We start from the raw sequence: 13,970 nt of genomic DNA on the forward strand, positions 1-13,970 counted from the left end.
GATGTCCCAAGACCGTTTACCGTGGAAGACAGCATGGGTCATTGGCGCAAGTTCCGGTATTGGAGCTGCCACTGCCAAACGATTGAGTTCGGCAGGCGTCAAGGTCGTTGTGAGTGCGCGAACGGAAGGGGCTTTGGAGGAGTTGGCGGCGACCTCCGCGAACCTGTGTGTTCAGACTGTAGATGTAACAGATGATGCCAGTGTTGGAGCTGCGTTCAACGCCGTGATGGACAAGATTGGCGTGCCCGATTTGGTCTTGTACAGTGCTGCCGTTTATACGCCGGGCGGTCTATCTGTCCTCACTGGCGACGAAGCGATGCATCATATGGATGTGAACTACGGCGGCGCGGTGCGGACACTTCAGGCAGTCTTGCCGTCCATGATGGAGGTGGGGCGAGGAGGGGTTGGTATTGTTTCCTCCTTGACGGGATACGCGGGGCTGCCGAACGCGGCGGTCTACGGGCCGACAAAAGCGGCCTTGATCAGTTTGTGCGAAACGATCAAGCCGGAGCTTGATGCCTCCGGGGTTGCGCTTTCTGTCATCAATCCCGGATTTGTGCGAACGCCGTTGACGGAAAAAAATACCTTCGAGATGCCATTCATCATCGAGCCTGATCAGGCCGCTTCCCATATTGTCGCCGGGCTGCGGCGCGGCAAGTTCGATATCGCATTTCCATGGCAGATGGCTGTGATGTTGAAGTTCATTCGTCTTCTGCCATATCCCATCTATTTCCGTTTCATGAAAAGATTGCTGCGCTCATGAGCCAATTGACTGACACTGCCTTGTCTGAACAAACCGCAGAAGCCTACGCTCGGTTTTTTGAAGAGCTTCAACCCGAGACCGTTCGCCAAGTGCACGATCTGGTGTCCGATGATGTTCATTTTATTGATCCATTCAACAATGTGCATGGCCGCGAGATGGTGGAGAAAATCCTTCACCGCATGTTTCACGACGTGCAGTCGCCTAAGTTCAAGATCCTCAATCTGATGTGGTCCGACGGGCTTTGCTTCATGAGATGGGACTTCAGTTGTCATCAGAAGCTGTTGGGCGACTGGAGCGTTCGAGGCATGACGGAGCTTCATTTTGATGCGGAGGGGCGTGTGTCAGCGCACTACGACTATTGGGATGCCAGCACTCATTTCTATCGGCATATTCCGGTTGTTGGCAGTTTGATCCGCATGATCAAGAAACGTGCGTCCGTCTAGGCTCGTTCCCGCATTTCGAGGCGTCTGCGGATTGATCTTTGAGCCCGTGTCGTGATCGGGAAATTCCACATGAGTGCGATAACGCCCATTTTAAGTGCTACTGGAAGCAGCGCGTAAACCACCGCAAGAACATCCAGAGAAAACTGAGAGTTTGGTTCACCAGCCCGGAAACCAAAGAACTCCACCAATGGCAAGCAAACCCCCGCAGCCACCGCAAGAGACAACTTGGCGGTCAGGGTCCATGATGAATAGAGAATCCCGCGACGCTTTCGCCGGGAGCGAAATTCGTCCCAATCTGTCACATCAGCAAACAGAGACGCCGGCAAAGCCAGATCTGCCCCAAGGCAGAGGCCGGTTATGACGCATACGATGCCGAATTCAAGCACGGCGCCTTCTGGCAGGAATGGCACAACAGTAAAAGTGATTGAAACAATGATGATCGAGACCAGCCAGAGTTTGGCTTTGTCTCGATTTCTGCTGAGATAGAGCCATAGCGGCAAACCAAGAATGGCACAGAAGAAATACAGAAAAATCAGCAAGTTCTTTTGTTGTTCTGTGGTCTTGAGAACATCCGTCAAAAAAAACGGAAACAGAACGGTGCCCGTACCATTGGCCAGTCCGTTGACAAGCCAGGCCGAGACGATAACCACAAAGGGTTTGTTTTTGCCAAGACTGTTAAGGAACGAGCGCCAATCGTCGCGCTGATGGTGCGTTTCCGCCTCTCTCATGCGGGGAGCTTCGCGGACCAGTGCGAGCAGAAAGCTGATTGTCGCCGCTCCGGTGACGATGGTTATGAGGGCGATGGCGAAGAACTGCTCATTGGTTGGGACGCCTGATGCCTTGAGAATTGCAGGAAGGGCGCTTGCCAGAACGATACCGGCCAAGGTTGCCCCTTCCCTGGCGGAGGCAAAGCGGGTGCGATCATAGGCACCAACGGCCAGCTCGGCGCCCAAAGCGTTGTATGGAATTGAGAAAAACGTCCATCCCACATAAAGCCCGCAGAGGAACACGACCATCTCCAGCAGGCTGGTTGACGGGTCGGGTATGGACAACAGCACCAGCGCCGGGGCAGCTAACAATCCGCCCAAGAGCATCCATGGTTTGCGCTTGCCCCATCGCGTGGGGAACCGGTCCATAAGCCAACCGACAATTGGATCTGTCGCCATGTCCAGCAAGCGAGCGATCAGAAGGCCAAGCCCAATCGCAGCCAAGCTTAACGAGGTTGCGGTGGCATAGTACTGCGGCAACAGTACCAGAACGGGCAGGGTGGGCAGGGCTGTCGCCAGCCCTGGCAAGGCGTAGAGGGTGAGATCGCGATTAGAACGCACGTACCACCTTGAAGAAGCCGACATCAATCGACTTCGCCTTGAAACCGGCTTCACAGTAGGCCAGATAGTAGTGCCACATCCGCTTGAAGCGCTCATCAAAGTTCATTGATGAAATGCGGGGCCATGCTTCTGTGAAGCGTTCGTTCCATGCCGCAAGGGTTCGGGCATAATCGTGGCCGAAATACTCTTCATGCACCAGCTTCAAGCCGCACCGTTCGATGATTTTCTTCAGAACGGACGGGCTCGGCAGCATTCCACCGGGGAAGATGTATTTTTGAATGAAATCAACGCTTTTGCTGTACTGGTCATAGCGTCCATCTTCGATGACAATGGCTTGAATGACCGCAGAGCCGTTGTCCTTGAGACGATCGTGGATGATCGAGAAATAATGATCCCAGTTGTCTTTGCCGACCGCCTCGATCATCTCGATGGAGACAATGTGATCGTAACTACCGTCGGTGTCACGATAGTCGCGCAGTTCGAACTGTGCGTTCTCCGAGAAGTTCTTGGCCAGACTGCGCTGGCGCGCATAGGTCAGTTGTTCGTTTGACAAGGTGACGCCGTGAACAAACGCGTCGCGCTCTGCGGCTTTCTCGGCAAAGCCACCCCAACCACACCCGATTTCCAGAATGCGGTCGCCGGCCTTCGCCTCGGCGAGGTCCAGAACACGATCGTATTTTTGCTGTTGTGCGGTCTCCAACGCTTGGCCTTCGTTGTATCGGTAGGCCGAGGAATACGTCATGCTCGGGTCAAGCCACTGCTCGTAAAAGGCATTGCCGAGATCATAATGAAAGGCAATGTTTCGCTTGCTGCCGCGCTTTGTATTGGCGTTCATCCAGTGCATGAGGCGATTGAGCCAACGCGTGGCTGTACCCTTCAAATGGATGCCGCGGAAACTGCGGGTATTGATCAAGAAAAGCTCGAATAGGTCTGTCAGATCCGAACAGCTCCAATCGCCTTCCATGTAGCATTCTGCCAAGGACAGGTGCCCGCCAAGGGCAAGACGGCGGAATGTGCGCTCCCGATGGATCCGAACCTCGACGGCCGGTGCCTCCGATGTCCGATGTCCAAACTCTGCACGGTCTCCCTCTGGGAAAACCAGTGTCAAATGGCCCTTTTCCAAGTGGTGCAACACGGCAACGATGGCGCGTCGCCACAGGTTCATTTTCGGGAGACGGGTCTGCTTTCGGGATGTATCAAGCGCGCTCGCTGCGACGCGGTTTTCTTCAACGCTCATTGAACTTCCTTGCCGTAAGTAATTGTATCTGCCGACATTCGTGTAACCAATTGCGCCGGAGGTTCGGGGCGGGGCTGAAGTTTGGCACCTTTGCGCCACATCTTGAGCGCCTCCCAATGGATCCCAGCAAGTATTTTGAATCCGCCCTGAAAATAGCGCAGAGCGAACCACAACAGACTTCGTGTTGTCAGTGCTTTTTCATGCCCCTTGAACGCAGCGGTGAGCACTGGCCCGTTACGATCAAACTGCCGAATGAGGATAGAGGCTGTCTCTCCCGGTTGCCTCACTCGGAAATGATAGGTGCAATCCATATGGATGAACGGTGAGACATAAAACTTCTTGTCACAGGCGTGAGCCAGTGCGTCCGATGAGGGATCAACTTCCGTGAGATAATGATGCCATTGCCCAAAGGTATTGCGTACCTGATAAAGAACAGCTCGCAGCGTGCCTTGCTGGTCGTGACAGAAGAAGATGGACAATGGATTGAATGCATGGCCGAGAAATCTCGGATAGGCCAGGAGCGTGATTTGTCCGACATCAAACGAAATGTCGTTATCTGTCAGCGCGGCCAAAACGAACTGGCGCAAGGACGTGTAACCCTCCGGCATGTGATCTTGCTCGAAAAAGCCAAAAATGTTCCAGCGGTTGACTGATAGCACCGGACTAAGGCGGTCAATTTCGGGCAGGCGATCAATGTCCAGAAACATTGAGAACACGGTGTAACGCAGCTTGTGGCTGAGGTCCTGATGTCGGGTATGCACCACCTCGCCAAGGTAGAAACGAGCCGGGCTGGTGTGGTTCGGCGATGGTGCGGGGGTGGTGCTCATGCCAGTTACTCCGCTGCAACCTGTTGCTGAAGCTGCGAAACAGTGGTGGACGGCAGAGAAATCCGGCCTGACTCGTTTTCAACGGTCCAGGGGCGGCGCACCCCGCCCAAGGCTTCCGCAACGGCCAGACCTGCTTGCAGTCCATCCTCGTGAAAACCGTGTCCAAAATAGGCGCCACAAAACCATGTGCGGTTGTGGCCCTGCAATTCCCAAAGGCTAGATTGCGCATTCATTGCGGCAGTGTCAAACAGTGGGTGACTGTAGACGAAGCTGCGCAGTACCGAGCCTTCCGCCGGTTGATGCGTTGGGTTCAAAGTCACGAATAGATCCTGATCGCAGCTCAAATTTTGCAGCCGGTTCATCCAGTAGGTCACGCAGAGATCGCCGGGGCATTGAGCCGTGTCGGTGCGTTTGATGTAGTTCCAGCTTGACCATGCGCGCCGCGCTCGCGGCATCAACGATGGATCCGTGTGCAGGAGCGCAACGTTCTTCTGGTACTGTATGGCTCCCAGCAACGCTCTTTCGCGATCACTCACGCCCAGCTTTCCGCTTTCCAGAAGGCGCAAGGCCTGATCCGAGTGGGTTGCCACGACAAGGTGATCGAACCGCTCGCTCTCGCCATCCCGATCCACCAGCTCAATGAAACCTGGCATCCTGTTTACGTGCTCTATCGTTGCGTTCAGTCTGACGCCTCCGGATATGCCTGCGGCCAAACGGTCAACGTAGTTTTTGCTGCCGCCGGAAACCGTGCGCCATTGCGGGCGATCCTTGAATTGAATAAGGCCATGGTTCTGGCAGAACCCAATGAAACTCTTGAATGGAAAGGCCAGCATGCGTTCAGCCGGCATGGACCAGATTGCAGCTCCCATGGGAATGAGATGGTCATGAATGAAACCGGATGAGTATCTCTGGTCTTCCAGATACTGAGAAAGGGTATAGGTGGTCGGTTTGCGCTGTGCGTCCTGCGCAGCTTCAGTGTAAAACCGACGGATGTCACTCAAGATGCTCCAAAACCGTGGCCGTACTAGATTGCGGCGTTGAGCGAACAATCCATTCAGACCTGTGCCTGAGTATTCAAATCGCCCTTCGTCCGATGACACAGCGAAAGACATATCCGAGTTCTCGGTTCGGACCGATATGTGTTGGAACAGTGCTGTCAAATTTGGGTAGGTTTGTTCGTTGTAGACAATGAACCCCGTATCGACGGGCACCACTTTGCCCCCAACCTCCACAAGCTGGGTGTTGGAGTGGCCGCCAAGACGGTCATCCTTCTCGAAGAGCGTTACGTCATGTTGCTTGGATAAAAGCCATGCGGCTGACAAACCCGAAATACCTGACCCGATAACAGCAATCTTCATTGACACTTGTTCCCTAATTTCAATCTGTTATTCCTATGGGGGTTTGTGCTTATTGGATCACTTCGAACCTATTTCGTTTTGATTTGATCCATGGAGCGCTGTCACGCGTAACAACAAAGTGTTCGAGCATCATAGGATGAAAACGTGCCCTATCACCAACGAGAAATTGAGGATTCGGGCGGCAGGGGGGCAGTGGTGAACCCCAACCGTTTAAGTCAGGTTCTCTCGTCGTTTAGTGAAACGCAGGATCGTGGGGCTTTTCGCGAGCTATACGATTATTATGGCCCGCGATTGAAACAATTCTATATGAAGTCGGGCACAGACGAGGCAACTGCAGAAGAGATGGTGCAGGAAACCTTCGTGTTGGTTTGGCGCAAAGCGCACCTATACGACGTAACGAAGGCGGCTGCATCCACATGGATCTTCACAATTGCCCGAAATCACCGGATTGATCGGATCCGTCGCGAAAAAAGGTTTGTATCTAAAGATGAACATTATTTTGAGACGGAGCTCGTTGCGGAAGGGGATCAGGATGAAAATGTTGATCAGCCCAAGATGTCTTCGATCATCCAAAAGGCGTTGGCAGAATTGCCAGCTAATCAAGCTGAGCTAGTAAAGCTGTCGTTTTACGAAGAAGTGACACATGCGGAGATTGCGAGCCGTTTGCAATTGCCGCTGGGCACAGTGAAATCGAGACTTAGACTGGCATTTGGGCGGCTGAGGAAGAAACTGGCAGAGTTTGAGACATGATCAATCACCATATCAGTGATGAAATGCTCATGAGTTATGCGGCTGGTGCCTTGTCTGAGGGGGCAAGCCTGTTTGTAGCCAGCCACATTCACATGTGCAAGAAATGTGCGCAGCGCGTCTTCACGGCGGAAGCTGTGGGCGGGGCACTGGTCGACGATCTGGATGGGGTGCCAATGACATCCTGCGGGTTTGACGACCTAATGGCGCGTATCGAGTCGGAAGAGCAGGTCTCGGCAAGCCAGAATGATATTCTGGTAGAGCCAGAGTTGAACCATATTCCAGAGCCTTTGCAGTTGCTACTGGGTAAGGATTACAAGGATCTGCCCTGGAAGAGCGTGGCACCGGGTGTGAAGCAGTTCATCCTGCCGGTTGGCGGGAATCGTGGCGAGAAAACACGACTATTGAAGTTGTCGCCCGGGTTTGTCACCCCTGAACATAGCCACAAGGGGTACGAGCTCACCATGGTACTTCAGGGGTCATTCTCTGATGAGAGCGGACGGTACAAACTCGGTGATGTACAGGAAGCAGATGGTGAAATTGATCACCAGCCTATTGCTGATACAGACGAGGACTGCATTTGTCTGGTTTACACAGACGCGCCTCTGGAGTTCAAAGGCGTATTAAATCGGATGCTTCAGCCCTTCTTTGGGATCTGACGGTATTGATGACACAGGAAAAAGCCCGGCTGCACAACCAGCCGGGCTTTTTTGTTGAGCCTCAGGACTTCTTTGCCGGAAGACGCGGTTCACTGCTCAGCCCCGAAATCAGGGAGAAACATGCAAGCAGCAATACAATAGCGAAGGGGAAGCCGGTAGAGACCGACATGGCCTGCAGCGCGGTCAGGCCGCCACCAACCAACAGCGCAATTGCAACCAACCCAACGAAGATCACCCAGAAGACCCGCTGTGTCAGCGGTGCGTTGACCTTGCCGCCGGCTGTGATCGTATCGATCACCAGGGAACCGGAGTCAGACGATGTGACAAAGAAGACAATCACGAGCGTAATGCCGATGAGTGAAGTCAACTGAGCCCATGGCAGAATGTTGAGCATTTCGAACAGGCGCAGCTCCACGGAGGCGTCAAAGATCGCTTGTTCACCCCCCAGAACTGCTAGGTCGATGGCCGAATTGCCGAAAATGGTCATCCAGAGGATGGAAACGACAGAGGGAACCAGCAATACACTGACGATAAACTCGCGCACTGTTCGGCCGCGGCTGACGCGAGCGATGAACATGCCCACAAACGGTGACCAGGAAATCCACCAGGCCCAGTAGAACGAAGTCCAGCCTTGGCGGAATTGATCGTCCTCACGGCCAAACGGCGCGGCAAGAGCCGGCAGATGCTCCAGATAAGCCGTCATGTTGTCAAAGAAGCTGGTAATCAGGTGCCACGTCGGTCCGACCAAGATCATGAAAAGGGCTAGCATGGCAGCGAGCAACATGTTGATTTCGGAAAGACGCTTCACGCCTGCATCAAGCCCGGCCACGACAGAGGCCATGGCGATGGCACTGATGCCGATGACCAGCATGATCTTTACGAGGCTTGTCGGCTCAATGCCAAACAGATACTGCAGCCCGGCAGTTGCTTGTTCAGCGCCCAGCCCCAGCGAGGTGGCCAGCCCTGAGAGGGTTGCGAATACGGCCAGAATATCAATGATGTGGCCAGGCCAGCCCCAAATCTTTTCGCGGAAGATCGGATAGAAGATAGAACGAAACGTGAGAGGCAGGCCCTTGTTGTAAGCGAAAAGCGCCAGAGACAGCCCGACAATGGCGTATACCCCCCACGGGTGTAGCGCCCAATGGAAAATCGTTGCCGCCATGCTGAGGCGCGTCGCTTCTGCAACATTGCCAGCTGCGCCACCTAAAGGTGCCCAGTCCGTCCGGCCCGCTTCACCGTAAACAACCCCGTCAATTGCGCTGGAGTAATGAGAAATGGGTTCGGATACACCATAGAAAATCAACCCGATACCCATGCCGGCGGCAAAGAGCATTGAAAACCAGCCGATGTAGCCAAAGTCGGGCACCGCCTTGCGTCCGCCAATGCGGATGCGACCCAACGGCGAGATGGCAATGCCCAAGGCAAGCACGACGAAAACATTGCCAGCGAGCAGGAAGAACCAGTCGAAATTCGAGGTCAACCAAACGCGCACGCCTGAGAATACGGGGCCGACACTGTCATGAAACAGCAGAACTGCCGCTACAAAACTGATCACCACCAAGCCAGAAATAGGGAAAACCGGCTGGTGAATGTCCAGGCCGAAGGGGCCGATTCTGGTTCTGACGTTGTCCTGTCCGACCTCGTAGTCTGTATCAATGATCGAAACTGCTCCGTCCGGAGCTGGAATTGCGTCTGTACCGGTAATATCGGTCATTATGCCTCTTTTTTGCGCAGCGGGGACACTCAATGGGAGAGGCGTCACACCAGTTTCGCTTGCCGAAATCTCGGGCGAAACATCGCGCGTTCTGTTTGTTTCCAGCGGTGGTCAAAGCGCAGGCACAATACAACAATACCCAGCACGCATGGTGCCAGTTTCACCTCCACCGAGGAGACTGGAAGTTGTATTGCAAAATCCGCAGCCCGACCTGAGGACCGCTTTTGTTTCTTGGGTGTTGTGGCTGGCGCTGCCCCACCCGACTGAAAGCGTTTTATGCGCCTGAATCAAAGACTTGCAGCATAAGAGAAGCCTTTGAGAAATCTGTTGTATGGTGCTTTCGAGGATATTGGGTACTCCTCGCGAAAGCGTCGGTCAATAGTGCTAATACGTAGAACGGACGCCGAAAATAAGTAGTATAACTTATTTGATGCCACAAGGTCGCAGGGCCTTGACGATGCTTCTGGGCCACGAAATGTGGTGGTTTCGTGTCAACGACGTGTAAAATTCTACGTGAACTAATTTACTGATCATAATTAGGTTTTTTAATCATGTCGGATTTGATCTCAACCTGGCGAGCAGGTTGAGGTTGAGTAATTTTTGACGGCACCTTGATAGGTGGCATCGGGCCGAAAATTGATATGATTTTTTTTAGGAAATCGTGATGTTGCACTCATGTTGATGACCAAATTCAGCCAAAATTGAGAGAATCTTTGACTATGCGTTTAAGGAGGTGGGGCCGTCCCTCATTCGCAGTAAACGAACAGATCCTGTAGGTTTTCTGCTAGGTTTTGTATTTATACCGATGAGTTGATCCTGTTTACTGTGCTCTGCGTACCGCTGTGAAGAAAACAACGAGAAGTGTTGGCGTGCAGATTGTTTGGTTCAAGAAAGATCTCAGGATCACTGACCATCGCCCTTTGATCGAGGCGATGCAGCATGGCACCGTCTTGCCGCTGTATGTGGCGGAACCGGAGTTGTGGCAACAGCCTGATGCCTCGGAGCGCCAATGGTGTTTTGTTAAGGAGTGCTTGAAGGAACTTGACGGGGACCTGCGCAAATTGGGGCAGGGGCTCATTCTGCGTATTGGGTCGGTGACCGATGTTCTGGATGAACTCAAAATGTCTTGTGGTGTTGCCGGAGTTTGGGCCCATGAAGAAACCGGCAATGGTTGGAGTTTTGCCCGGGATCGCACGGTATCCGCATGGTGTCGGTTGAATGGGGTGCGATTTCATGAGTTCCCGCAGACCGGTGTGATCCGGGGGCTATCCAGCCGGGATGGGTGGGCGCGCAAGTGGGACCGCTTCATGAGGGCGGACATTTTACCAGCACCCAAGACCCTCGAGCCTGTGCTTGATGAGCCGTTTCACCTCCCGACTGCTGCGGATTTGGGGTTGGAAGAAGATTTTTGCCCAGGCCGACAGCGCGGCGGCCGTCGAGAGGGACAGCGAATACTGTCATCTTTTTTGGCGGAGCGGGCGGGGCCATATCGCCGTTCGATGTCCAGCCCCTTGAGCGCTGAAAGACATTGTTCGCGCTTGTCGCCTTATCTGGCCTATGGGTGTGTTTCCATGCGTGAGGTTGCGCAAGCGACCTGGGGACGTCAAAGGGAATTAAAAGAACAGGCGAACCCACCTCAAGGGTGGAGAGGGTCTCTGTCTTCCTTCGCGGGGCGGCTGCATTGGCATTGTCACTTCATGCAGAAACTTGAGGATGCCCCTTCCATCGAGTTTAAAAATCTCCATCCGGCATATGATGGGCTGCGTGATGTGAGCAACGAATCTGTATTGGCGGCATGGTCTGCTGGGCAGACAGGATTTCCGTTCGTGGATGCCTGTATGCGTTATCTGCGCCATGGCGGCTGGGTGAACTTCCGGATGCGGGCCATGTTGATGGCGTTCGCGAGCTATCACTTGTGGCTTAACTGGCGGGAGCCGGGCCTTCATCTGGCACGACAGTTCGTGGATTATGAACCGGGTATTCACTGGCCGCAGGTGCAAATGCAATCGGGCACCACGGGCATCAATACTGTCCGTGTCTACAATCCCGTCAAACAGGGCTATGATCAGGATGGCGGTGGCGAGTTTGTTCGCCGGTGGGTTCCCGAACTGGCTGCGGTTCCCACATCGTTCATTCATGAGCCCTGGAAGTGGGAGGAGGCGTCGTCAATTCTGGACAAGAGCTATCCAGTTCCGATCGTTGACCACATGTCGGCTGCGAAGGCAGCTCGGCAGAAAATATGGGCGCTGCGCAAGAGTGAAGAATTCAAGCTGCGTTCGGCTGCCATTCAGACCAAACATGGCAGCCGAAAAAGCGGGTTAGCGCAGGTGCAGCAGAAACCCAAGGCCAGTAGGCGCAAAGCCGAGACACGGGGCGGGGATGGTGGTCAGATGTCGTTCTTGTTTGACGGCCCCAATCAATCTTGAAGGGTAGCCAAAAAAGCCTCTGCCGTTTGCAAGTAGTCCTTTTGCTTTTCCGGAGCCATGCGGGCCCATGTTCGGTATACCTGCGCAAGCCGTGGATTTTGTTGGAGCTTGGCGGCGTTTCGTTGCAGGAAGTGCCAGTACAGTGAATTGAAAGGGCATGCGTTCGGCCCCGTTTTCTTGTTTACGGAGTACCGGCAGCTGTCGCAGTAGTTCGACATCTTCTTTATGTAATTGCCGCTGGCTGCATACGGTTTGGAAGCCAGCAGACCGCCATCGGCAAACTGGCTCATGCCCAAGGTATTGGGTAGCTCTACCCATTCATAGGCATCCGCATAAACCGCCAGATACCATTCATGGATTTGTTTGGGTTCCACACCAACAAGCATGGCGAAGTTTCCCGTGATCATCAGGCGCTGGATGTGGTGGGCATAGGCATGGTGCTTTGTTTGCCCGATTGCTTGACTGAGGCAATGCAGGTCCGTTTCCGCTGTCCAGTAGAACCATGGCAGGTTTCGGTTTGCGTCCAGGGCGTTTTCGTCTACGTAGCCAGGCATTTTGAGCCAATAGATGCCGCGAATGTATTCCCGCCAACCGATGATTTGTCGGATGAACCCTTCCACGCAGTTCAGGGGCGCGTGCCCTTCATGGTAGGCGTGTTCCGCTTTGCGGCATATCTCCAGCGGTGACAGCAAGCCGCTGTTCAAGTACTGCGCGAGCAGGGAATGGTACAAGAACGGCTCGTCAGTAAGCATGGCATCTTGATAGTCGCCAAATAGGGGCAGGGCTTCCTCGATAAAGTGATCCAGCGCTTTCAGGGCATCTTCGCGGGTGACCGCATACCAAAACGGTTGCAGATCACCGAAGTTGTCGGCAAATCGAGCTTCCACCAGGTCAAGCACCTCACGTGTTATCGTGTCAGGTGAGACCTTGAACGGTTGTGGCATGAACAGGCTGTCGGAAGCCGGTTTGCGGTTTTCCTGATCGAAGTTCCATTGGCCGCCTTCGGGCTCGCTGCCGGCCATCAGCAGACCCGTTTTGCGGCGCATTTCGCGATAGAAATACTCCATGCGCAGTTGCTTGCGGCCTTTGGCCCAGCTACGGAACTCGGTGTGGCTGCAAACGAACCGGGTATCCGGTCTGATCTCCAAATCGCACGAAAGATCCTCTGCCAGTTCCTTGAAGGCTTGCAGAAGTCGCCACTCGCCCGGTTCGGTAAGAACGATGTGCTCGGGCTGGTAGTCGGCTGCCAACCTCTTGACTTCGCCGACAAGGTCGCCGGTGTTGTGTGCATCGTCATAGCGGGTGTAAGCAATATGCCAGCCCATGTCCTCCAGCGCCTTGGCATGGTGACGCATGGCGCTGAAGATGTACGCAATCTTCTTTTTGTGATGGCCAACATATGACGCTTCTGTGTGCACCTCCGCCATGACCACCAAGGAGGTCGCCTTGTCCATACCTTCAAGGCTGGACATGTCAGGGCTTAGTTGATCACCGAGCATGACGATAAGGTGCGATATGGACACGGGTTGGCTCTCCTGTTGGTCCGCTTGAGGGAGAGGATAGGGCGCTGTGGTTGGATTTCCGTTGACGTGTTACGCAATTCTTGTCGTACGGCAGGGATAGAGCTTTGCTATTCAAAGGTTTTTTGATCTTCTGCGCGAAAGTGGTCGTATCAAGTGGTGCTTGCACAGGGAAAGGATCGGACCATGACACTCAATCGTATCGTGATTGTGGGCGCTTCCGGTGGCATTGGCCGTGCGTTGGTGGAGCAATCCATTCGCCGATATCCGGAAGCCCAGATTTTTGCATTCTCTCGCGGACAGGCTGTGTTTTCCGATGCTCGGATCGAACCGGGATACCTGGACCTCGAGAAACCAGAGAGCATCAAAGCAGCGGCTCAGACAATACCGGATGGCGGGCTTGATCGCGTCATTGTTGCCAGCGGCATGCTTCATGATGATGCGTGCCAGCCCGAGAAGAGTTGGCGAGACCTTGAAGCTGACGCGATGTTGAAGCTCTACGCCGTCAATACCGTGGGGCCTGCTCTCGTTCTCAAGCATTTCGTGCCCCTGCTGCATCGGCGCAAACCGGCAACCTTTGCCGCCGTTTCTGCGCGGGTCGGCAGTATCTCTGACAACCGGTTAGGGGGATGGTACTCCTATCGTGCTTCCAAGGCGGCGCTGAACATGGTGCTCAAATCCGCGAGTATCGAGTATGCTCGCAAGAACAAGGAGGGTGTGATCGTCGGTCTGCACCCAGGCACCGTAGACAGTTCCTTGTCTGCGCCGTTTCAGGCAAATGTGCCTGAAGGCAAACTGTTTTCACCGGCATACTCGGCGAATTGCCTGCTGGATGTCCTCGATGAGCTGAGGCCGGAGCAAACGGGCCAGTGCTTTGCGTGGGATGGCCAACCGATTCCAGCCTGATTTCGCGGCTACCCTTAGCGTGAGCACCTATGGAAAATCCCT

General features: G+C 54.1%; 12 protein-coding genes. 6 read left to right on the forward strand and 6 right to left on the reverse strand.

The window, feature by feature from the left end; translation table 11 throughout:
• Position 1: 1 nt before the first annotated feature.
• Entirely contained in the window at positions 2-763 is a 762-nt protein-coding gene (locus G512_RS0100065) for an SDR family NAD(P)-dependent oxidoreductase (protein WP_028479926.1), read from the forward strand.
• Positions 760-1,206, forward strand: coding sequence for a nuclear transport factor 2 family protein (locus tag G512_RS0100070; RefSeq protein WP_036487833.1), 447 nt, complete (start codon positions 760-762; stop codon positions 1,204-1,206). The genes G512_RS0100065 and G512_RS0100070 overlap by 4 nt, the downstream gene beginning before the upstream one ends.
• Here the strand turns inward: G512_RS0100070 and G512_RS19465 are convergent.
• From G512_RS19465 to G512_RS0100090, 4 genes are read right to left on the reverse strand one after another with little or no spacing between them, the layout of a single operon-like run.
• Positions 1,203-2,534, reverse strand: a complete 1,332-nt coding sequence (locus G512_RS19465; RefSeq protein WP_051268653.1) for an MFS transporter — start codon at positions 2,532-2,534, stop codon at positions 1,203-1,205. The two genes, G512_RS0100070 and G512_RS19465, sit on opposite strands and share 4 nt — an antisense overlap.
• A complete protein-coding gene (locus G512_RS19470; protein ID WP_036487836.1) occupies positions 2,524-3,771 on the reverse strand; it encodes an SAM-dependent methyltransferase in 1,248 nt (415 codons plus the stop codon). The genes G512_RS19465 and G512_RS19470 overlap by 11 nt, the downstream gene beginning before the upstream one ends.
• Positions 3,768-4,598: a DUF1365 domain-containing protein gene (locus G512_RS0100085; protein ID WP_028479928.1), complete on the reverse strand. Its 831-nt coding sequence runs from the start codon at positions 4,596-4,598 to the stop codon at positions 3,768-3,770. Before G512_RS0100085 ends, G512_RS19470 begins: the two co-directional genes overlap by 4 nt.
• A gap of 5 nt (positions 4,599-4,603) precedes the next feature.
• Positions 4,604-5,956, reverse strand: coding sequence for an NAD(P)/FAD-dependent oxidoreductase (locus tag G512_RS0100090; RefSeq protein ID WP_036487838.1), 1,353 nt, complete (start codon positions 5,954-5,956; stop codon positions 4,604-4,606).
• Between the two features lie 144 nt (positions 5,957-6,100).
• Here G512_RS0100090 and G512_RS0100095 point away from each other — a divergent pair, with 144 nt between their 5' ends.
• A complete protein-coding gene (locus tag G512_RS0100095; protein WP_228130454.1) occupies positions 6,101-6,706 on the forward strand; it encodes a sigma-70 family RNA polymerase sigma factor in 606 nt (201 codons plus the stop codon).
• Positions 6,703-7,362, forward strand: coding sequence for a ChrR family anti-sigma-E factor (locus G512_RS0100100; RefSeq protein ID WP_028479931.1), 660 nt, complete (start codon positions 6,703-6,705; stop codon positions 7,360-7,362). The genes G512_RS0100095 and G512_RS0100100 overlap by 4 nt, the downstream gene beginning before the upstream one ends.
• Before the next feature lie 61 nt (positions 7,363-7,423).
• On the opposite strand, the gene G512_RS0100105 is transcribed toward G512_RS0100100, so the two are convergent.
• Positions 7,424-9,076: a BCCT family transporter gene (locus tag G512_RS0100105; protein ID WP_036487841.1), complete on the reverse strand. Its 1,653-nt coding sequence runs from the start codon at positions 9,074-9,076 to the stop codon at positions 7,424-7,426.
• Positions 9,077-9,945: 869 nt separating this feature from the next.
• On the opposite strand from G512_RS0100105, the gene G512_RS0100110 reads away from it, so the two are divergent.
• The gene (locus G512_RS0100110) at positions 9,946-11,502 is read left to right on the forward strand and encodes an FAD-binding domain-containing protein (protein WP_051268655.1); all 1,557 of its coding nucleotides are present in this window, start codon (positions 9,946-9,948) and stop codon (positions 11,500-11,502) included.
• Here G512_RS0100110 and G512_RS0100115 read toward each other — a convergent pair.
• On the reverse strand, positions 11,493-13,025 hold the full coding sequence (locus G512_RS0100115; protein ID WP_028479934.1) for a cryptochrome/photolyase family protein: 1,533 nt from the start codon (positions 13,023-13,025) through the stop codon (positions 11,493-11,495). The two genes, G512_RS0100110 and G512_RS0100115, sit on opposite strands and share 10 nt — an antisense overlap.
• A gap of 183 nt (positions 13,026-13,208) precedes the next feature.
• On the opposite strand from G512_RS0100115, the gene G512_RS0100120 reads away from it, so the two are divergent.
• Positions 13,209-13,928, forward strand: coding sequence for an SDR family NAD(P)-dependent oxidoreductase (locus tag G512_RS0100120; protein WP_028479935.1), 720 nt, complete (start codon positions 13,209-13,211; stop codon positions 13,926-13,928).
• Positions 13,929-13,970: the final 42 nt, after the last annotated feature.

This window comes from Pseudovibrio exalbescens DSM 16456 (assembly GCF_000422785.1).
Taxonomy (GTDB): Bacteria; Pseudomonadota; Alphaproteobacteria; order Rhizobiales; family Stappiaceae; genus Pseudovibrio; species Pseudovibrio exalbescens.